Source organism: Nocardiopsis sediminis (assembly GCF_042650565.1).
GTDB lineage: Bacteria > Actinomycetota > Actinomycetes > Streptosporangiales > Streptosporangiaceae > Nocardiopsis_B > Nocardiopsis_B sediminis.
In genome coordinates, this window is record NZ_JBHSBH010000004.1 from 104,051 (window position 1) to 124,244 (window position 20,194).

At 65.6% G+C, this 20,194-nt stretch carries 14 protein-coding genes; 7 read left to right on the top strand and 7 right to left on the bottom strand.

The genetic code is table 11. The annotated features are described in order from the left end of the window. The first annotated feature begins 113 nt into the window (after positions 1-113). Complete coding sequence (locus ACFOVU_RS04675; protein ID WP_378530099.1) at positions 114-1,040, top strand: type IV toxin-antitoxin system AbiEi family antitoxin domain-containing protein; 927 nt, start codon at positions 114-116, stop codon at positions 1,038-1,040. 100 nt (positions 1,041-1,140) lie between these two features. Here the strand turns inward: ACFOVU_RS04675 and ACFOVU_RS04680 are convergent, their stop codons facing one another. The 4 genes from ACFOVU_RS04680 to ACFOVU_RS04695 all read right to left on the bottom strand — a co-directional run bounded on the left by ACFOVU_RS04680 (position 1,141) and on the right by ACFOVU_RS04695 (position 10,281). Continuing rightward, positions 1,141-3,351: a GmrSD restriction endonuclease domain-containing protein gene (locus ACFOVU_RS04680; protein WP_378530101.1), complete on the bottom strand. Its 2,211-nt coding sequence runs from the start codon at positions 3,349-3,351 to the stop codon at positions 1,141-1,143. A gap of 403 nt (positions 3,352-3,754) precedes the next feature. After that, positions 3,755-5,293, bottom strand: a complete 1,539-nt coding sequence (locus ACFOVU_RS04685; RefSeq protein WP_378530103.1) for a class I SAM-dependent DNA methyltransferase — start codon at positions 5,291-5,293, stop codon at positions 3,755-3,757. Positions 5,294-5,299: 6 nt separating this feature from the next. After that, positions 5,300-6,721, bottom strand: coding sequence for a restriction endonuclease subunit S (locus ACFOVU_RS04690; RefSeq protein WP_378530105.1), 1,422 nt, complete (start codon positions 6,719-6,721; stop codon positions 5,300-5,302). Continuing rightward, entirely contained in the window at positions 6,718-10,281 is a 3,564-nt protein-coding gene (locus ACFOVU_RS04695; protein ID WP_378530107.1) for a DEAD/DEAH box helicase family protein, read from the bottom strand. Before ACFOVU_RS04695 ends, ACFOVU_RS04690 begins: the two co-directional genes overlap by 4 nt. 626 nt (positions 10,282-10,907) lie before the next feature. On the opposite strand from ACFOVU_RS04695, the gene ACFOVU_RS04700 reads away from it, so the two are divergent. Both ACFOVU_RS04700 and ACFOVU_RS04705 read left to right on the top strand, forming a co-directional pair. Next, on the top strand, positions 10,908-11,501 hold the full coding sequence (locus tag ACFOVU_RS04700) for a DUF6879 family protein (RefSeq protein WP_378530109.1): 594 nt from the start codon (positions 10,908-10,910) through the stop codon (positions 11,499-11,501). 244 nt (positions 11,502-11,745) lie between these two features. Further along, on the top strand, positions 11,746-12,393 hold the full coding sequence (locus tag ACFOVU_RS04705; protein WP_378531170.1) for a DUF6082 family protein: 648 nt from the start codon (positions 11,746-11,748) through the stop codon (positions 12,391-12,393). On the opposite strand, the gene ACFOVU_RS04710 is transcribed toward ACFOVU_RS04705, so the two are convergent. The 3 genes from ACFOVU_RS04710 to ACFOVU_RS04720 all read right to left on the bottom strand — a co-directional run bounded on the left by ACFOVU_RS04710 (position 12,321) and on the right by ACFOVU_RS04720 (position 14,302). Next, positions 12,321-13,172 (bottom strand): RNA polymerase sigma factor, encoded by an 852-nt coding sequence (locus ACFOVU_RS04710; protein WP_378530111.1) that lies wholly within the window; start codon positions 13,170-13,172, stop codon positions 12,321-12,323. The two genes, ACFOVU_RS04705 and ACFOVU_RS04710, sit on opposite strands and share 73 nt — an antisense overlap. A gap of 237 nt (positions 13,173-13,409) precedes the next feature. Beyond that, positions 13,410-13,874, bottom strand: coding sequence for an ATP-binding protein (locus tag ACFOVU_RS04715; RefSeq protein WP_378530113.1), 465 nt, complete (start codon positions 13,872-13,874; stop codon positions 13,410-13,412). A 287-nt stretch (positions 13,875-14,161) separates the two neighbouring features. After that, positions 14,162-14,302 carry a hypothetical protein gene (locus tag ACFOVU_RS04720; RefSeq protein WP_378530115.1) on the bottom strand — a complete coding sequence of 47 codons (141 nt, stop codon included), beginning with the start codon at positions 14,300-14,302 and terminating at the stop codon, positions 14,162-14,164. 52 nt (positions 14,303-14,354) lie between these two features. Here ACFOVU_RS04720 and ACFOVU_RS04725 point away from each other — a divergent pair, with 52 nt between their 5' ends. The 4 genes from ACFOVU_RS04725 to ACFOVU_RS04740 all read left to right on the top strand — a co-directional run bounded on the left by ACFOVU_RS04725 (position 14,355) and on the right by ACFOVU_RS04740 (position 20,185). After that, complete coding sequence (locus ACFOVU_RS04725; protein WP_378530117.1) at positions 14,355-15,086, top strand: DUF5753 domain-containing protein; 732 nt, start codon at positions 14,355-14,357, stop codon at positions 15,084-15,086. A 62-nt stretch (positions 15,087-15,148) separates the two neighbouring features. Continuing rightward, complete coding sequence (locus ACFOVU_RS04730) at positions 15,149-15,337, top strand: DUF397 domain-containing protein (RefSeq protein ID WP_378531172.1); 189 nt, start codon at positions 15,149-15,151, stop codon at positions 15,335-15,337. Positions 15,338-15,740: 403 nt separating this feature from the next. Continuing rightward, the gene (locus ACFOVU_RS04735; protein ID WP_378530120.1) at positions 15,741-16,718 is read left to right on the top strand and encodes an SEC-C domain-containing protein; all 978 of its coding nucleotides are present in this window, start codon (positions 15,741-15,743) and stop codon (positions 16,716-16,718) included. A gap of 128 nt (positions 16,719-16,846) precedes the next feature. Beyond that, positions 16,847-20,185 carry an AAA domain-containing protein gene (locus ACFOVU_RS04740; RefSeq protein ID WP_378530122.1) on the top strand — a complete coding sequence of 1,113 codons (3,339 nt, stop codon included), beginning with the start codon at positions 16,847-16,849 and terminating at the stop codon, positions 20,183-20,185. Positions 20,186-20,194: the final 9 nt, after the last annotated feature.

Genomic DNA, 20,194 nt, shown 5'->3' on the forward strand with positions numbered 1-20,194 from the left:
GTCCCACTCACAATCAGGAGAGGGAGGAGCCACAACCACGAGGAGGGAAGGATTATCCCCAACCACGAGAATGCGCATTGCGCGCGCACGACCACGTACGGTGTCCTGAACCCATGCCGGACCTCTCGCATGTGCATGCGCTCGCCGATTCCCAGCACGGGGTGGTCTCCCGTGCCCAGGCCGTCGAATGCGGGCTCAGTGCGGGGCAGATCGACCGGCTCATCCGCCGGCACGAATGGCGGCGCCTGCGCACCGGCGTTTACCTCGTCCGCCGCGACCCCGCGCCGCCGGCGCTCGCGGCCCGCGTCATGGCGGCGCAGCTCATCCACGGCCCCCGCGCGGTCGCCGTGGGGCCCACGGCGGCACGGCTGTGGCGGTTGCAGGGGCTGCTGCGCGGGCCGGGCTACGAGTACGTCCACCTCACGGTGGCCGACCGCGGCGCGTCGGCCAGCACCGGACTCCGCCTCTACGGCTGGAACGTCGAGCCCGGCGAGGTCACCCTGCGCAAGGGGATCCGGCTCACCACACCTGCCCGCACCCTGCGCGACACCGTCCTGCTCACCGACCGAGACTCCGCGGTCAGCGTCATCGACTCCGCCCTCGCCCAGGGCCTCGTCGACCCCGGCGACCTCCCGGCCCTGGCCGCCGCCAACACCGGCCGCGTCGGCGCCCCGCGCTCACGCCCGTGGTGGGACCTCGCCGCCTTCGGCGCCGAGAGCACCCTGGAAACCCGCCTCCGCCTCATCTGCCACGACGCCGGCATCCCACCCGAGGCCCTGCAATACCCCGTCCACGACTCCACGGGAACGGTGGTCGGCCACGCCGACCTCGCCTGGCCCAGTTGGGGAGTAGTAGCCGAAGCCGACGGCCACGGCCCCCACAGCCTCCCAGGAGCCCTCTACACCGACCGTCACCGCCAGAACTCCATCGTCACCACCCCCGACCACCTCACCCTCCTCCGCTTCACCTGGAGCGACCTCCACCACCCCAGGGAAATCGTCGCCATGATCCTCGAAGCCAGGAACAACCGGACGGCCTGAACCACCGCGGCCGCCCTCGGGTCCGTCGACTACGACTCGCGACTCGCGCCTGGGTGCTTAGATTGACAGCGGGCCCGGTTCGGCCGATCAGCAACGTCCGTCACGCCGACGGCAGCTCCAAGCGCCCGGAGGACAGCAGCTCCGCGCGCAACGTCTTGAGGTCTGTCTTCCCGTCGACCGTATTCACGTTCCAGAACGTCCAGCCGTTGGCCGACTGGCGGTTCAGGACGAAGGCCGCGGCCGTCGAGGGGGCGGTGAAGACCTCGCCGGACTCCACTCTGATACGGCCACCGGCCAGCACCGTCGCCGAGTAGCGCACCCGCTTGTTCGTGCCGAAGAGCTCATCGCCGGCCGAAAGCGTCCCCGAGTCGATTAGCTGGGCGACGGTCACGTCATAGTAGGCGCGGGTGCGATGGGAGACCCGTCGCTCCGGGTCGACCCCCCTCGGCACCGGGAACCCGAGCGCGGAGGGGTCCCATACCAGCTCGCAGAGGCGCTGGTACAAAACCTGGCGCTCCTCGATGGCCTGCTTGGTGAAGCCGACGCCACCCGGGTAGTGCCGGAAGAGCTTTTCCAGCCCCCGCCTTTTACGGAATCGGCGGAACCCGACGTCCTTCTCGTACGACTCGGGATGCAGGGACGCCGCAAGGATGTTCTGTCCCCGGTAGTAGACCACCTTCCGGTCGTAGGGGTCGTCCTGGTAGCTCGCGTTGTCGGACTTCGACAGCAGCAGGAGGGCGCCCAGCCGGTCGCGCATCGCCTGGAAGTTCGTCTTGTTGCCCGTTTCCGCCTGGTGGCGCTCGAACTTGTTCGCCCAGATGTGCTCGATCTCGTGGGGGTGCTGCGGGTGGAGGTAGTCGGCGATGCGGTCCGCCCGCCCGCACTCGCGCTCCACGAAGGCGGTGATACGGGCGAGGAGGTAGCGGACCTGCGGGGTGTTGCCGGGGCGGAGGCCGAACTTGGTCGCGGTGATGCCGCGCAGTTCGTCGTCCAACCGGCCGATCTCGAGGCCCAGCAGGGCGCGTAGACGGTCGACGTCCTCGCAGGCACGGAGCTTCGGTACCAGGTCGTGGATGATCTCCGGGTCGAGGTCGGTGCCTTGGCGTGCGCCGCCGTTGACGAACTTCCGCACGTACATCACGTCGATGGCGGCGGCGACGAGCCCCGCCTTCTCGCGGAAGACCGACAGCGTTTCGCCGCGGCGTGCGGTGGCCAGGATCGCCGTGTACTGCGAACCGATGCCGTTGACCGCGTTGTAGTACACCGCCTCCAGGCCGGAGTGAGGGGCGGCGCTCGCTCCCATGAGCGTCGCGTAGCGCTCAGCCAGGACGGTGACTTCGTCCTCGACGAACCGGCGGAAGTCGTCTGCTGCATACAGCCGCATCGTTCTGGTGTTCGCTCGGACCCATTCGTGAGCCGCCCGGCCGATGACGTTCACGTCGGCTGCGTCGTTCCGCCGCTCCTGCGTGAGATCGGCGTACTTGGCGGTGAGCAGGCTCTTGATGAAGTCGCTGGGCGTGCGGGAGTGGAAGGAGGTCAGATGGGCGAGCATTTCGCGCCAGCTCTTGTTGAGCTGGTCGCCGTCCGTCTCTGCCCGGGATAGCAGGAAGCTCTTGAGGAGGTCGACCGGGTCGAGGCGCGCGCCCCGGTCGTTCATCGACTCGAAGATCTCCCAGCCGTGGTCGCGGTTGAGGGCACGGATCCCCACCAGGCACACGCGGTCGCGGAGCCAGTCGAGGAAGTGCAGGATGGATTCGTCGTCCAGCTCGGCCGGGAAGTCCGTCCGGAGGTCGCGGGCTCGCTCGTAGAGGTTGCGGACCGACGGGGTGGGGCTGGCGGGGAGCTCGTAGGGCCAGCCGCGGTAGATGGAGTCGAGCAGCGGGACGCGCTCGTCGATGTCGATGGTGTAGGTGCGTTCTCCGTGACGGACTCTGCGGATCAGGTTTTCGAGTTCGGTGAGGTCGTCGGAGTGGTCGGTGTCCTGTTCGGCGAGCAGCTGGCGGAGGTGCAGCAGGAGAAGGTGGAGTGTCGTGACCCGCTGCTGGCCGTCGACCAGGTAGGTGAGTCCTTCGTTCTCGTCTTGGAAGTAGACGAACGACCCGAGGAAGTAGGGCGGATAGCCGGAGGTCCGCTTCCTGCTGTGCGTGACGTCCCACGAGGTGGCGAACCTCCGGTACAGGTCCCCAACGAGGGACTTGACGTCCTCGCGCGACCACATGTACTCGCGCTGATAGAAGTCGAGCTTGAACCGGTGCCCGTTGAACAGCTGCTCTAGCGTGAACCCGCGGCCCTCAATGGGGGAGTCGGCCATGACCTGAGAGGCTCCTCGATGACTGGGCTGATCCGTTAGAGATCGCCGTACCCGTCCGAACGCCACCATTGAACACGTTGAGATGGCTGGATGTGGCCAATCCATGAATGTGGTCGCAATGAGGCCGGTATCGAGGCCCTTAGGAATCAAGGGGGCGAGCGCGACGGAGATCACCTCTGTGACAACCGGGAGCGCTTCACCGAAGAAGGGAGACGACCCATTCCGACATTTGGCAAAGGATGAGAAATTGTCGCTTCATTCCTCGAATTCGTAGCAACCGCCGATCCATCGGAACTCCACTCGGATGCGACAAATCGGGTCCGAGGAATGTCAATTCAAGACTCTACTCCGTCTACAATCAGCACCTGCGACTTTGACATAACCGTCGACTTCTTCAGGGCCATTACTCAGGGGGAGGCGCCTGCTTCTTCACCTCACCGAGGGACTCAGCGATGGCCGCAAACTCGGCCATCGCCGCTTGGAGGTCTTCCACGATCTCCGTCGCTATGACCTCGGGCGGGGCGAGCATGTCGGAATCGTCAAGCTTGGGGTCCCCCATCCAGGTGATGTCGAGGTTGACCTTGTCCCGAGCTAAGAGCTCGTCCAGGGTGAAGGGCTTGAAACGCTCAGTTTCCACCCGGTCAGCCCGGTCCTTGCCCGGTTTGTAGCACTCCAGGAAGTCATCCAGGTGTGCCCGGGCCAGCGGATTCTGCTTGAGGGTGAAGCGTTGACCGGTGCGGAAGTCGTAGACCCACAGTTTTTCGGTCCACGGCTGATTGGGCCTGGCAGGTTTTTTGTCGAAGAAAAGTACGTTCGCTTTCACTCCACCGGCATAGAAGATGCCCGTGGGGAGGCGCAGCATCGTATGCAGGTCGAACTGCTGAAGCAGTCGGCGTCGAATGGTTTCGCCCGCGCCGCTCTCGAAAAGCACGTTGTCGGGCACGACCACCGCGGCCCGGCCATGAATCTCCAGCAGTGAGGCGATGTGCTGGACGAAGTTGAGCTGCTTGTTGGTGGTGGTGACCCAGAAGTCCTGGCGGATGTAGGAGATCTCCTCCCGATTCGTCGTCTTGCCATCATCCCCGAACACGGTGATGGAAGACTTGCGGCCGAAGGGAGGATTGGCCAAAACCACGGAAGCGCGCTTGGTCGGAGGCTGAGCCAGGGAGTCGCCGACGGTGATGAGCTGAGGACCACTGTGTTTACAGATGCCGTGTAGGACCAGGTTCATCGCGGCCAAGCGCGCAGTCCCATCGACGAGTTCGTTGCCCCATATGCCGCCACGCTGGATATGAGCACGTTGTTCGGGCGTCAAGGGTGTGGTTTCGGCCTGCTTCTGGATGTAGGCGTGGGCGGCGAGAAGGAACCCGCCGGTACCGACTGACGGGTCGGTGATGGTGTCGTCCGCGGTCGGCTGGATGCAGTCCACCATGGCATCGATCAGGGCGCGCGGAGTGAAGTACTGACCGGCACCAGTTTTGGTGTCTTCGGCTCCTGCCTCGAGAAGGGCCTCGTAGGCGTCACCGTTGACATCGACGCCTTGGAGCGACCAGTTCTCCTTGCCGATGTAGTCCTGGATCAGACGCTTGAGCTTGGCAGGGTCCTGGATTTTGTTTTTCGCTTTGCGGAAGATCACGCCAAGATTGCCGGGCAAGCTACCGAGCTCTTCAAGCAGGTTGTGATAAGCGTTCTCGAGATCGTCGCCGTCACTGTTAACCAACTCTTGCCAGCCCCGGTTCCGCCAAGCGGGGCTGTCCGGAAGGATGCGTTCGGGATTGAGAGAGCGGTTCTCCCGCTCGTGCGCCATCTTTAGAAAAAGTAGGAATGTGAGCTGTTCGACATAGTCGATGGTGGAGACACCATCGTCGCGCATTACGTTTCGGAAGCTGATGAGCTTGCGGACCAGTCGCCGTGTCTCAGCTGTGCGTTCAGGGGCGGTCACGGATTCTCAGAACTCCAGGGCGATCTGTTCGCCGGCATGAACCGGACGGGGCTCGTGAAGGGCGTGTGCCGCGGTATCGGACCTGACCAGTATGGGCGTTTGGTTGGCTGTTGAGCGATTTCGGCGTTTCCGTTTGGGAGCGGCGGCGCTATCGTCTCGTATCCGATCCAACAGGAGGGAGGCGGGTTCGTCAGCTGGATCCTGAGGCGCCAACTTGCCGTTGAATGCTGCCGTCAGTAGTGCCCGACGAAGATGACCGGTTCGCTCCCTGGCCTTTTCCACCTCTTTGCTAATTATCGTCACCGAACGTGAATACTCGTCGATCCGGTCTGCTGTATCTCGCTGTGTCTTGATATCGGGAACAGGAATCAAGACCTCTTCAATGGTCCGCTGATCGATTTTCGGCATGCTGCCAGAAAGTCCTTTGGCGGAGTCCTTGAAGTGAGCGCGAACTCTAGTTGACTTCAAGACGGCAAGAACGAATCTTGGATCCAAATGATCAGAAATCCTCACTCTAACAAGTAGATCTGGAAATATAGCCCACCCGCTGGGGCCTTGATAAACCGCCGAGGTGCCTACGAGGTCAGGCGTATTTGATCGCTGGATAAATATGTCACCTGGTTCAAGCCACAGTCCACTGGCTTTTCTGGGTGGAGTGGAGGTCATTTTTGTGTGAGTATCTGAGAATACGCCTTTTGTTATTGCTGTGAGTGTGAGAGTTCGAATTCCCCCTTCTCTTGCCGCGGGTGCGGAGTGGCCGTTGCGCAGTGGTTCTCGAAGAAGTTCTTTAAGTGGAGTGACTTTTTCCGAAGAAAAAGAGTCCAACTCGGTATCGGTGAATCTTTCCACAAGTCTGCCGGCTCTAATTAGAGATTTGTCCAGCAGGGCTTGCGCGGATTTCAGGCGGGTTAGTTCAGTTTCCAGTGTAGAAATAATTCTGCGCTGCTCGGCTAGAGGGGGGAGTGGTAGATGGACGCTCATAAGTCGTGAAGTCTCAATTGAAGCGACCGTCGTGCCCGCCTTGCGGCAATCATGTAGGATCGACTGCTCCATCCAGCGAAGTCCCCAGGCAAGCCAGCGAGCATCCACTGCTTCATTTGGGTGAATCGCCTTCATGTCCTGATTGAGCGTAACATCGTTAACAGTCAACCCAACAGGAAATCGCTTTTCTAGGACTCCGGAGCGGACCACAAAAGCCACCGAATTTGTTGGAATTAACCGTACTGGCGACGACTCCAAGGCCTTGTGTGTGATCCGGTCTTGGACGGTGTCGAGAATTTCCTGTCTCATGTCTTTCGGGGAAACCCAAGGAATATCTCCACCCGCCCAAAATTCAGGCTTGGCTTTGGAGGGGGTTGCACCTCCATAGAACTGACCCAACTCACTCAGCCGGGCGATCGTCCACCCCTCGGGCAGCTTCTTCGTCACGCGCCCAACTCCCGTCCCAGTTCATCCAGCAGTGCTTCCGCCCGGTCGTCACCGAAGGTCATAACAAACCCGTCTACGCCTCCGCGCTCCAGGAATGGGGGTTCGTCAAGGTGCTGGGGCTCGAACGCGATGCTTGTGGAGATCACATCCACGATCCTGTGCAGCCACCAGCCCTGGTCCTCGGTGAATCCGGCACCGGCCTGTTCCTGACGGACCATCCACGCTGCGAAGCGCTCCTCAACCAGGCTGCGGTACGGCTTGACCTCAGCATCGAGCCCCAACTCGTATCGGAGGATACCGATCAGGTCCACGACTCCGCGCGTGGTACCCGGACGGCTGACCGCCTTGCCCATCTGCACGTAGGCGTTGTACAGGACCTCAGGGGTCCAGTTGTACTGCGGGCGGGCGATCGTTTCGGCCAGCGCCTTGAGGTTGCGATACACCTCGCGCGGTTCCCCGCCTTCTCGGAACGCCAGTTCGAAGGGGGCGATTTTATCCTGGTTGGTCTCCATCCACTCGCGGAACGAACCCACGCGACGCGCGGCCAGTTCCTCCGAGGAGATCCCGGTGGCCTCGATCACTTGGTCTCGGCTTCCCTCGTCATAGACGATGTCGTGTGCGCGGCGGATGTCCATGAGGAGGGTCCGCAGCTCCGGGTTGGCCGCGAGTGGCTTCCACGCCTCCTGCAGCTGCTGACGTGGCCCCTCCTCACCGTGAAGCCGATGTGCCTTCTCCTGTTCATCAGGATCCACCGCTCGCACCAGCCCGCTCACGATCTCCCGCAACGGCTGCCCTGCCACCTGTTCGATTTGGGCGCGCTCGCTGTCACCGAGCTGGGTGTTGAGTCGCGCCAGCCGTCCGGCAAGGGTCGCCGTCTCATCTTCGGTCAGAGACATGGCCGCGGCTTTATCCATCAGGCGCTTGAGGCTGATCTGCTTCTCAGTCGCGCGAACTAGAGGCTTCGCGTCGACGCGCGGTGAGTCGGTGACCCCGACCGCGTCCACGATCACGAACCGCGTCTTAGCCAACGCGTCTGGGGTGACGGCCTGGAATTCGGTGGGGTCGACGGTGCGCGCTCCACGGCCCTTCATCTGCTCAAAGTAGGCCCAACTCTTGACGTCGCGCATGAAGAAAACGCACTCCAGCGGGCGTACGTCAGTGCCGGTGGCGATCATGTCCACGGTAACGGCAATGCGCAGTTCGGGGCTGTTTCGGAAGGCCTGGATGAGCTGATCGGGGTTCCTGGCGGAATGAGTGATCTTGACGCAGAAGTCGTCGCCGCGTCCGAACACCAGGCGCGCGATTCTGACGATGTCCTCGGCATGGTTATCATCCCGCGCGAAGATAAGCGTCTTGGGTACCTCGGTCCGCGGCTTGCCTCGCGTCCCTTCCCCCTCGGGTGGGAACACGTGAGTGAACAGGTTGTCGCGGAAGGTGGTAAGGACGGTGCGGATCTGATCCTCCGCAATAACCGACTTGCCGAGATCTGTGGGCTTGTAGTCGTAGTTGTCCTCCAACTCCCGATAGCGCTGACGGCGTGTCTTGCGGTCCTTGACTGGAACGACCGTCTCGGCGGGAATGGAGCCGCCACGCTCGCCTAGCTCGGTGCGAATGCGGAAAACATCGAAGTCAACGTTGACCCCGTCGGCGACGGCCTGTTCATAAGTGTATTCGCTCACCAGATTCTGGTGGAAGAATCCGAAGGTCTGGGCGACTGGGGTCGCGGTCAAACCGATCACGTGCGCGTCGAAGTACTCCAGCACGGCGCGCCACTTGCCGTAGATGGAGCGATGGCATTCATCCACCACGATGAAGTCGAACGCTTCCGGAGGGAGGTCGGGGTTGTAGGCGACCTCAGCCGGGCCCTCGATGAGGTCGTAACCGTCCAGGGCGGAGTCATCTGTTTCGGGGTCGGGAATCTCGCGTCCGGTCAGGGCCAGCCACAGGCGCTGGATCGTGGAGATGACGACCTTAGAGGAGTCGAACATCTGCGCCCCGGTGAGGCGGTCGACCCCATACAGCTCAGTGAACTTGCGGCCGTCGTCCGGCGGCCGGTAGTTGGAGAACTCGGAACGAGCCTGCTTACCGAGGTTGTTGCGGTCCACCAAGAACAGGACCCGCTTGGCCCGGGCATGCTTGATGAGCCGGTAGCTCTCAGCCACGACGGTGTAGGTCTTGCCCGCACCTGTGGCCATCTGGATCAGGGCGCGCGGGTCATCTTTGGCCAGGGAGGCCTCCAGGCCCTGGATGGCGCGCTCCTGGGCTGGGCGCAGAGGTGTGTTGTCCAGGAAGGTGCGGGGGAGGCGACGGAGGCGGGCGCGCAGGGTGGGAGCCTGGCGATCCTCCTCGGCTTCAGTGATCCACTGTGCCAAGGTGGCAGGCTGGTGGATGGCGAAGAGGCGGCGCGAACGTGCGTCAGGATCCAGTTCGTTGAGGAAGCGAGTTTCGTTGCCGTCGCACACGTACTGGAAGGGCAGAGTGGCCCGCCAAGCCGAAAACATCTGGCTATTCGTCAGCCCGCTGGCGTAGCGGGCGGCCTGGTCCTGAGCGGCAGTCAGGTCGGCGCCCTCGCGCTTGGCCTCGATGACGCCCACCAATCGCTGGTCGACGTAGAGCAGATAGTCGGCTCGTCCGACCGCTGTGGAGACTTCCCGTACCGCCACACCTTGGGCGGCGGTCAGGTTCATCATGTTGAAGTCCTGAACACGCCATCCGGCCCGCTCCAGCAGATGGTCGATCTCGGCCCGCACTTGGGCCTCGTTCATAGGCGGACGTGCGGCACGCTGGGCGCGCTCGATGAACGCATCGCGCTGCGCGGGGCTGGCTTTGGCGAAACCGGGGTGGGTGAGCCCGGCGCGCAACAGTTCCAACTCGTCGGCCTGCGCGGTGACGAATTCCCGTAGGGCCTCGGAGTCGCGACGTGCCTGGTCGAGTTCGCGTTCCGCCTGCATCCGAGCCAAGCGCTCACGTTCCAGGCGGTCGGCGTCGCCATCGTAACGCTCGCGGGCCCGGGCAAGTCGCTGCTCGTACTCCGCCAAGGTGGCACGCAGTTGTGAGAGCTCGTGCTTCTCGGCGTTGGTGGCCGGCTCAGGCTCGGTTGTGCCGGGCTGGGGAGCGAGGAAGACCCGGTGCGCTGTGTCACGGGTGATGGAGCGGTGGAGCCAGTCGGCGAGCTGGAAGCAGGACTCGACGGCGGACAGCGCCGCGCGGACACCACGGTAGTGTTCGTGGACGGCTTTGTTGCCGAGACCGCGCACATCCTCGAACCAGGTCTTGACTTGGGGGACAAGCACACCCGTGCGACGCAGAGCGTTGATTCGGTCGACCTGCTTCGTGCCATCCACTCGGCAGCTGGTCAGGCGCACAAGCAAGCGGGCGAGGAGCTCGCCGAACAGGCGCGCCTTGTACATGGCGGCGTTGGGGTCGGTGTACACGTAGGACTCGGCTTGGGCTCCCAGCAGAACCAGCTCATGGTCGTGTGCAAGCAGGAAGCCGAAGTTGGGGGTGCGCTCGGCGATCTGTGCGATACGCCGCTCATCGTCCGGGGGCAGGGAAGACACGGGTCCAGCTCCAAACCACGCTCAGGGGGTGAGCAAAGCCTTGTAGGCTACACTCTCACTCATCATTGAGCAACGGGTTAATTTCGGCCCCTGGTCCTGGCGCCCGGATTAGGTGCGTGGTGTTTTTCTCAGAAAAATATTCTGAGTAATATGAGCGTGGCCACTTCTTCTGTGGAAATGTTCGGGCTCGAACTGCGCCGCAGTATCGGTGTACTGGCGCCCTGCTGATGTCGGAAGGCAACACAGAGGCGCCATCCGAGACACAGGAGCCGCTCCATGAGGACCTGTGTATTGTCGGCGGACCGGAGCGTCAGAGCTCCCAAGAAGCGAGGACGACCTGACCGGCCTACATCTTGCCGAGGGCTGACCAAGTGTCGATGCTGGGAGAGCACTGGTTGTCGATTGATTTCGCCTCTACCGAGTGGATTGTGGCCTCCGGGCGACTCGCAGCAGCCCTGCCTGGACCCTAACCTTGGGTGTTCTCAGTTGGAGACCACGAGAGGCGGTCCGGGCATGAGGGTTGTGCGACGTCTTGGACGGACACCTGCGGAACTCGGCAACACGCGGATCGTACGCATCCCCAGAAACACCCTTGTGGCAGCTAAGAAGGATATCCCGGAGGTCTAGTGCACCCGCCTTCCTGGGCCGTTGCAGCTGGGACCCGCCTCGACCTTGATGCGTTCGGTGCCGAGTTCTCTCGCGCCTGGGCTCGGCTGGAGTCGAGGTTTCTCAAGGTGGAGGCGTGGCAGTCCTATCGGGAGAGTGCGGACAACGAATCTCAGCACGCATTTGAAGCGGGCGACGAGCATCGTGCGGGCGAGCTGTTGAGACTGGAGGCCGAAGCGGACGGCCCGTTGTACGCGGACGTTCGCAGCCGTGGCCTCGATTTCGCAAGGATCCGCATCGTCCGGCCCCCGTTGACGCCTCATCTGCGATACGAGGTCATCAGCTACCGCATTCGAGCCGAAATGGGGGAGTCCATCGAGGTCGTTGAGGTCGCTCGGGACGTGACGCTGCCGGACGAGCACCGATTCGACTTTCTCCTGTTCGACCGTGACAGGGCTCTGGTTCACGACTATGGGCAAGATGCGGTGGGCGACCAGGTCGGCGGCTGGCTCGTCCGGAATGCTGAGGCCGTCCGCAGATTGGAATCCCTCGCGCTGGGCCTTCGGGCGCAGGCTCAGCCGCTCAACCGCTTCCTCACGAACGCCGGGATCTGAGCCGGAAGGCTCTGGAGCGGTCTCGCCCGGATGGGTAGCGTGCGTGCGATGAGGATGCCATGGCCGAGGCCGGGCTTCGAATTTCGGCTGTTCTCGTGAGCGCTGGCGCCGTCGCGGCGAGTCTGGCCGTCCCCATGCTGTTGCTGTGGGAGGCCGATGAGGAGACGAGGAGACGCTGAATCGCTGGGCCCAGATCGGGCAGGCCGTCTCACCCATCGGTGTCTTCTTCGCCGGAACGGCGTTCATCGGCATCACCATCACGCTCTTCCTCCAGCAGCGCGATCTGCGCAATCAACGGGCGCAGTTGAACGTGGCATTGGAGGATCAGCGGCGCGGCAGCGAGATCGCGCTGCGGCAGATCCACACCGACATCATCAAGATGGCCATCGATGATGACGATCTCCTCCAGGTCTGGCCCCGCATCGGCGCCGGGGTCGGTGAGACGAAGCAGGACCATGACTGCAACCTGGTCCTCAACTTGCAGAAGGTCGCCTACGAGACCCGGACGGTCGAGCTGAAGGAATTGCGGGGTGCCTTGCGCTACCTCGTGACCAGCCCGCATATCCATGCGTTCTGGGCCGGGCGCGCGGGCCGCGCGCTTCTGTCACCGGTGGGGATGATGGGGAGGACTTCTTCACCGCCGAGATGGACGCGGCCTTTGCGGAGGTGCGTCCGCCTCGGCCGCCGTCGCTCGGGCGGGTGCTCGCCGACGCGGTCGGCCAGTAGCGGCGCGCTCGGCGTGCCGCTGGTTGAGAGCGGCGCACCCGTCACGATGGAGGATGCTGTGTCGGTGCTCCGCTTCCGCCGAGCACGCCGGTGTCACAAGAGCGGCAGCACGCGGCTGCGGATGGCGCTTGCACTGAGGTCGAGGGTGGCGGCGATGGCCTCGTAGCTTTCGCCCGCCTTGTAGCGGAGAGCGAGTTCGGCGTCGGGGACGCCGATGTCGCGCTTGGCGTGGCTGTTGGCGGAGCGGTCCGGGCGGGCGGCTCGATGGCGGACGCGTTGGCGCACGGCGATGACCGTGACGGCCTTGGTGTTCCCTTTCCTCCCGCGGACGTCGTGGCCCCACGGGCGGGACGGCGTCTCCCCCTCGTGCCAGAGGGCGAGGAACGCCCGGCGGGCGCGGGAGACGAGGGCGTAGAAGCTGCCGCGGGTCAGTCCGAGGGCTTCGGCGGCCTCGGCGTAGTGCCCGAGCTCGGCCAGGGCGAGCAGGATCCGGCGGTGTTTCTCGGGGAGGGCGGCCCAGATCTGCGCGAGCGCCCGGCGCTCCACGATGCCATTCGCCGGGCAGGGGGAAGGGTTGGCGGCCAGGGCCCAGTACCGCTCGAACTTGGGCGTGGAGGTCGATTCGTAGCCCCAATTGAAGCCGCGGAAGGAGTCGTCCTTGCGCGCGTACTCGCCGATGGCGCTCCAACCGACGATGGTCAGGTCCCTGCGCGTAGGCGGTCCGCCGGCTGGGTCCGTGTCGTCGGCGAGGCGGACCAGGTACTCGGCGATCGCCGACCACGCGACCTCGGCCCGTGTGCGCCAGTCGAGCCGTCCCGGCCACCGGACGGTCGACGACGCGAGCGCGGCGATGTCGTCGATGTCGGCGGTGCTGAACCCGTGCGCGATGGGTTCGTTGCGGGCGTCGCGGGCAGTGAGGGCATGGTCAGGGCCGGATGCGGGCATGGCGAAGGACTCTTTCGGCGTGTGTGCGGAGAGACCGCCGGAGGGCGGGAGACGGACCTGCGGAACAGGAAGCGCAGGGAGATGCAGGGAGATAAGGAAGGCGCGGGGCGAGCGGCGGGGGACGGCTTACGCGCGTGATGTGCGGTGCGTGGAGGCTCGCCCTCGGTGCTGCGGGTGCTTCCGGGTGACGCTGGTGCTGTGGTGGCGCGGGTCGTGCGACGGGTACGTCGGTGCGCGTCAGTGGGCGAACAGTGCCCAGACGGTCCGTCCGCCCCGCTCGCGGTCGTAGAACCCCCAGTGGTGGGAGAGCGTCGCGACCAGGCGCAGTCCGCGGTGGTGGGTGGCGTCGGCGTTGAGCGGCTTGACCTGGGGGACCGGTAGCCGGCCGCTCACGGGTTCGGTCCGGGGCCCGTCGTCGCCCACCGAGAGGAGGACCAGCCCCGAGGCGAGGGCGGAGATCCCGACCGTAATCGTGCCATCAGGGTCGCCGCTGCGGGTGTGGCGGCACGCATTGCCGAAGAGCTCGGAGACGACCAGTTCCGCATCGTCCACGACCCGGGTGAACACGGCCAGCGCGGCCCGGGTCCGGCGCCGCAGCTGCGGGCAGAGGGCGGGGCGGCCGGCGTAAGTCCACAGCTGGGAGACGGGAGAGGGGCAGGGGTTGGCCGGGCCGGTGAGGCCGGTGGACGGGAAGGCGTTCATCAGGCAACCGCCTTTCGGGGGGTGCGGTGCGAGGGGTCGGCGGACGGGCTGCTCGTGGGCGGGGCTCCTGCGGTGACCGGGGCGAGGAACGGGCGACGTCCGCGGGGGATCAGCTGCTGAGCGGTCGGCGGCGGGGGAGGAACGGGGGGTTCCATCGCCGCGGTGTAGCGGGCCGCTGCCTCGACCCGGTCGGCGCGTGCCACTGAGTCCCGGCCCCAGACGAACCACCAGGTGCCCTGCGGGCCCTGGGCGGCGACGACCGGAACGGTGCGCCCGCGCTGCCGCACTTAGAGGACGGGGAACTCCTCGGCGGCGGGGGAGAGGAGCGCGTGCCCTCCGATGAGGCGGATGGTGGCGGCGAGCTGAGAGAGGAGCTGGAGGCGAGGGGACCGCTCGAGGGTTGGCCCTGGTGGAGCCGCTTCGGACATGGAGAAACCTCCTACATAACCCGACTGGTTTTGGAACCCTGGGGTAGGTTCCATGGTCTCCAAGATCGAGACAGGCGAGCGCAAGAAGGTAACGCCGGAGGATCTCGATGCCCTCCTCGATTACTACGAGGAAGCGGACACGGGGATCAGGACCTCTCTGCACGAGTGCGCCAGGCTCGGCAACCAGCGGGGATGGTGGTCCAAGTACCGGGACCTGCTCGCGAGCGGTCTGCCTGACTTCGAGATCGAAGCGTCGGTCATCAAGACGTATGAGTGCCAGGTCGTGCCTGGTCTATTGCAGACCCCTGACTACGCGGAGGCCATCTTCCGCGCCAACCTGGTTCGTTCGGATACCGAGATCACCAAGCGACTCGATGGGCGCTTGAAGCGCCAAGAGATCCTGAACCGGGTCGACCCACCTGAGTACTGGGTCATTCTCGATGAGGCGGCGGTGAAGAGGGTCGTGGGTTCCCAGAAGGTCATGGTGCAACAGCTTCGGCACCTCACCCACATGGCGGCTCGCCACAACATCAACATCTCGGTGCTGCCCTTCACGGAAGGGGCGCATCCCGCGACGGTCGGCAGCTTTGTCATCATGGAGTTCCCGAACCCCATGGACGCGAGTATCGGATACGTCGAGACACCCACCTCCGATGTTTACGTCGAGGAGGAACGTGATCTCGCCGTGTTGAACACGATGTTCTCCGGCGCACAAGGGTCGGCGCTGAGCCCTGTGCGATCGCTCGCGTTCATGGACGCGACCATCAAGTCCCTAGAAGAGTGAACTGAGTGTCCTACAACCCAATGTGGCGCAAGAGCTCCTACAGCGGAGTCAACCAGAACTGCATGGAGGTTTCCTTGGCTCACTGGCGCAAGAGCTCCTACAGCAGGGTGAATAACTACTGCGTCGAGTGCTCTGTCAGTCCCGGCGTCACGGCCCTCCGGGACTCGAAGCATCCGGACGCCGCCATGCTGGCCTTCTCCTCGACAGAGTGGTCGGCGTTCATACGCTCCGCCTGCTCCGGGGAGCTTTGACGTTCTTTCACCGCGCCTCGGGCAGGAACAGGCTGTCGGGTCCGTGGGGGAAACGTAGAGGGTGTCGTGGGCGCAGGCGGCAGGTCCCTTCATGGCGTGCATCGTGCCCACGCGTACCCCCCCTTCCCACTCCGTGTGGCGACTTGTAGGCGCTCAGCCGGTGAGTATCGGGCATTGTCGCCGGCGCCACCGTCCGCATCAGATCATCTCCGCTGTTCGGGTCATCGGATCGTGGTTGCGGTGCTATAGGAGTCGAAAGGGGATCAGTGCGCCGGCGGAGCAGGCGCGCCCTACGACCGGCCGGCGACCGAGTAGGACGGCCGTGCGTGAGTCGAACCTCCTCATAGGCTTCGACGAGGACGTCCACCCGATGAAGCAATCGACCACGATTTGAGGCTCTGAGATGAAGGCCGCGAAGATCCTCAAGGCCATGGAACGTGAGCTCCGCGAGTACCCGGAGTCGGCTGGCGAGATCATGGTCGACGCCGCAGGCGAGCTGGGGAAGTGCGGGGCGTTCGAGCAGTCTCTCGAACTGTGCGATCGGATCATCGCCGGGTTTCCGGCCGAGGACGCGGGCTACGCCCATTCGCAGCGGATCGAGATGCTGTACGAACTCGGGCGCGACGACGAGGCCGAGGCGGCGCTGGCGGCGTTGTGGGAGCTCGACGACGAGGCGCCGCACGCGGCTCCGATGGTGGCGGAACTCCTCGAATCCCGGGGGGATGCCCGGCGGGCGCTCCGCTGGTCCGACCGGGCCTTCGCGGATGCGCTGAGCCCGGGTGGTGCCGGCATCGAGCACATCCAGAACATCGCCGACCTCATGTCCGCCCAGTGGCGGGCCGATCTCCGGCGGAGGCTCGGGATGGCTCCGGACGACCTCGATCGCCTTGTCGAGCGCAACGATCCGTTCCGGGAGATCTTCGGGGCACTGGGCGTACCGGACCCGGAGGGTGACGCGCGCGCCGCGCTCGGTTTGGCCGGGCCGTCGCCAGCGGGCGCCGGACAGGCAGGGGTGCCGCTGCTCTCGCACTTCATCCGCGCCGACGTCATGGCCGCTCACGCCGAGGGCCTGCTCACCGGGTTCGGCGGCGGCGAGGAGATCACGCCGGACGGCTACTTTCGTGAGGTCGAGCTGAACCGTCGGCAGATGCAGCGTGAGACGGAGTTCTCGAAGGGCCGGGATGTGCCGGTGTCCATGGCGGATGTCCGGGCGTACGCCAAGGAACAGGGGGTCGACGTGCTCACCCCGGAGGTCCGGCTCGAAGCGGCGTCCGCCAAGTTCGCCCGCGGGGGCGACTTCCCCGTGTGGCCGCCCGAGCGGAACGCGTCATGCTGGTGCGCGTCGGGCCGCAAGTACAAGAAATGCTGCGGACGGCCCTGAACACGCGGCGGGCCTCCACGCGCGGTTGGTGAGGTGGCCGACTCCGGCCGTTAGGCGTGGCCCCGTTGTGTCTGTGCGCCGTCGTAGGGTCACGGGGAGGAACGACCGCGGTCCCGGAGAGGCGACGAGTGGATACGCAGGGTACCCCCACCCCACGACCCCAATGGCTGACCGATGCGACCGAGGCCGTCCGCATCTGGTGGCGGGCGGAGGGCGGAGGAACCGACCGCAAACACCGCGGCGACGTCAAGGTGGGGCAGGTGCTGCCCGCCCCGGACCGCGACCCCGGATGGTTCGCCGTCATCGCCGCCGAGACCAAGTTCGACGAGACCGACCTCGAAGCCGCCTACCTCGCGCCGGCGGAAGGATCGGACGAGATCCGCTACAACCTGCGTGAAGCGGTTAACGACGAGGGCCGCTACCTCGTCCGCGTAGCGCCGCACGCCCCGGGCGAGGGGCTGTACCTCTGGAAGCAGGGGCGTCCCGCAGGACAGCTGGTCAAGTCCCTGCTCGACGCGTTGGAGCAGATGGACGGCTCCGGCGTGGTGTCGGCCTTCGGCCGGGGACGCCCCGATCCGCCCCCGCGGAATGCACCCGGCCGGGCGGCGACCGGGCTCAATGAGGGACAGCGACAGGCGTTCACGGCGTGCGCCTCTCCCGGCCTCAGCATGATCTGGGGGCCGCCCGGCACCGGGAAGACGGAAGTCATCACCCGCGCGATCCAGCACGCGCAGGACGCCGGCAAGTCCGTCCTGCTGGTATCCGGCACCAACATCGCTGTGGACAACGCGCTGGAGCGGGCCATTCGGCGGCTGAAGCCGGATCCCGGCGCCATGATCCGGGTGGGGACCCCGCACCTCGCCGCCGTCGCCGACAACGAGGCGGTCTCCCTGACCGCGCTCAAGCGGGTGCGCCAGCAGGCCAAGGAGGACGAACTTCGGGCGCTGGAAGCGGAGATCGCCCGAGTCCGCCTGCCGGTCGCCGAGTATGAGGAGGCGCAGGCCCGGCTCGGCGGTTTCGATCAGAACGCGTATTTCGCCGCGCGTGACCGGATCGACGCCTCCGCGCGTGCCGTCGATCTCCAGGGGCAGCAGAGCCGGCAGGCACACGACGCGGAGGGCGCGCGCCAGGCACTTCAGCGCGCAACGGAGCGCAAGGACGCGGCGGAGCAGGCATGGGGGAGCCTCTCGGCAGCAGCCGGACGCTGGAATCGTGTCGACGCACTGCGTACACAGATTAGCGATCTGCGCGCCCGCAGGGACGCTGCGCTCCTGCGGGTCCACGACGCCCAGCACGGGCTGGCCGCGGCACAGGCGGAAGCGGCGCGGATCGCGGGATCGGGCCTCATCACCCGCCTGCGGTCGGGCGCGCAGCGCCGGGCGGCAGAGGAGGCCGTCGCTCGGGCCGAACAGCTCCTGATCGGCGCCAATCGCGAACTGGGCGACCTGGACGGGGTCCTGGCCCGTGAGATTCCCCGGCTGTCGACCGAGATCGGGCGGCTGGAGGAGGAGAATGCGACCGCTCCGCGAAGCGCAGTGGTGAACGCGTGGCGGGAGAAGGAGGCCGCCGAGGAGGCGGTCGGCTCCGCCCGGCGCGGGTTCGACACCGCCGCCCGGACCTTGGACCGGCTCGAAGGGGAGGTCGCGCGGGCGCTGGCCCGGCCGGGGGCGACCGAGGACGACCGGGCACTGGTCGCCAAGGCCGACACCGACGGGCTCCCCGCGCTCTTCGCCGAGCTGAAACCGCTCGCCGAGCGGGCCGAGCAGGCGGAGAAGAACAGCAAGGGCCTGGAACGCAGGAGGGAGAAGGCGGAGCGCGAGCTCGCCGAGCTCGGCAGGAATGCGGAGCGGGTCATCATCGGGCAGGCGGGCGTCGTCGCGTCGACGCTGGCGATGATGCGGATGAAGCCCGCTGTCGCCGGGCGTTCCTACGACTACGTGATCGTGGACGAGTGCGCGGCGTCGAGCGTCCCGGAGGTCGTGCACGCGGTCTCGCGCGCCACAGTGGGCGCGGTCCTGCTGGGGGACTTCATGCAGAACGCGCCGATCGCGCCGTCCCGCGGGTTCGGTTCCTCCGACTCCCGGGTGGCAACGTGGCTGGCACCCCGGGACTGCTTCTCCTTCTTCTCCGTCGCCACCCCTGAACAGGCGAATCGGGAGCCCGCGTGCGTGGTGCTGACCGAGCAGCACCGGTTCGGCGGTGAACTCACCCGTCTGGCCAACGCCACCGCGTACGGAGGGCTTCTCCGCGCCGCGCCCGGCAATGCTCCCAGCCAGATCGTGTTCGTCGACGTCGACGGCCTGGGCGAATCGCTGGCTGCGGTGCACAAGAATCCCGAGGGCGGGGGCGGCAAGTGGTGGAGCATCGGGGGCGTGGTGTCCCGGGCTCTGGCCGAACAACAGCTCAGCACGGGGACCGCGAACACGGTCGGCATCGTCACCCCCTACCGGGTCCAGGCCGCACTGACCCAGGGGATCCTCGATGACGCCGGCGGCAGCGCCAAGATCGAGGTGGGAACCTCCCACAGCTTCCAGGGGCGCGAGTTCGAGACGGTCGTCTTCGACATGGTGGAGAACGGCGGCGGATGGGTCGCAGAAGGAGAGCTGGGGAGCAACTCCTACAAGCTGGCCGGCCTGAAGCTGTTCAACGTGGCCATCACCCGGACCCGCCACCACCTCTTCCTGGTCGGCGACGGAACTGCGGTGGAGCGGGCCACGAACGGCCCGCTCGCAGCGGTCAGGGCCGGAATCGACCGCGGCGACATCACCGTCATGCGAGTACGCGACGTGATCGGCGTCCCCGAACCCGACACCCTCGACGGCGCCGCCCGCGACCTGTGGGATGCGCTCAGTCAGTACGTCCGCTATACCGGCCTCTACGACGAGGGCGGTGTTCCCGACATGCTGCTGGAGCACATCGCCCGGGCACGGCGCAGCATCTGGGTGTGGGCGCCGTGGGTGTCGGAGCGTGCGGCGGAGTTCCTGCCCGCCTTGGAGGAGGCGATGCGCCGCGGGGTGGACGTGCGCGTCGTGACCCTGCCCAAGTGGGAGCTTGAACGCAAGCCGGGCAAGATGAGCGCTTGCCACGATGACCTCGTACGGCGGGTCGGCCGCGTCGTGTTCATGTCCGATCAGCACCAGAAGCTCGTGGTGATCGACGGGCAGACCACGTTCATCGGGAGCATGAATGTGCTGTCCCACAAGCGCGATCGCGGACGCCGCGAGATCATGACCATCGTGGAGAGCGCCGCCTATGCACAGCACGTCCTCCGTTTCGAACGCGTGGACCAGCTGCGCATGCCGCCGCTGTGCGGAAAGTGCGGAAACCGGATGCGGGTGGTCAAGCTGACCCAGCCGAAGAAGGATCATGGGCTCCGATGGCAGTGCCGCAGCGGGAGCGGCAGCGCCGACCTCTGCTCGGAACGCAAGTTCCCGCCGCTCCCGAAGGCGCGCAACCAGAAGGCGTGACCCGCACCG

What these genes read in the sequence shown, in the direction of transcription:
- ACFOVU_RS04735 (WP_378530120.1), top strand. Translation starts at nt 15,741, where the DNA reads ATGAAGGCCGCGAAGATCCTCAAGGCCATGGAACGTGAGCTCCGCGAG.
- ACFOVU_RS04730 (WP_378531172.1), top strand. Translation starts at nt 15,149, where the DNA reads ATGGAGGTTTCCTTGGCTCACTGGCGCAAGAGCTCCTACAGCAGGGTG.
- ACFOVU_RS04675 (WP_378530099.1), top strand. Translation starts at nt 114, where the DNA reads ATGCCGGACCTCTCGCATGTGCATGCGCTCGCCGATTCCCAGCACGGG.
- ACFOVU_RS04680 (WP_378530101.1), bottom strand. Translation starts at nt 3,351, where the DNA reads ATGGCCGACTCCCCCATTGAGGGCCGCGGGTTCACGCTAGAGCAGCTG.
- ACFOVU_RS04715 (WP_378530113.1), bottom strand. Translation starts at nt 13,874, where the DNA reads ATGAACGCCTTCCCGTCCACCGGCCTCACCGGCCCGGCCAACCCCTGC.
- ACFOVU_RS04725 (WP_378530117.1), top strand. Translation starts at nt 14,355, where the DNA reads ATGGTCTCCAAGATCGAGACAGGCGAGCGCAAGAAGGTAACGCCGGAG.
- ACFOVU_RS04710 (WP_378530111.1), bottom strand. Translation starts at nt 13,172, where the DNA reads ATGCCCGCATCCGGCCCTGACCATGCCCTCACTGCCCGCGACGCCCGC.
- ACFOVU_RS04720 (WP_378530115.1), bottom strand. Translation starts at nt 14,302, where the DNA reads ATGTCCGAAGCGGCTCCACCAGGGCCAACCCTCGAGCGGTCCCCTCGC.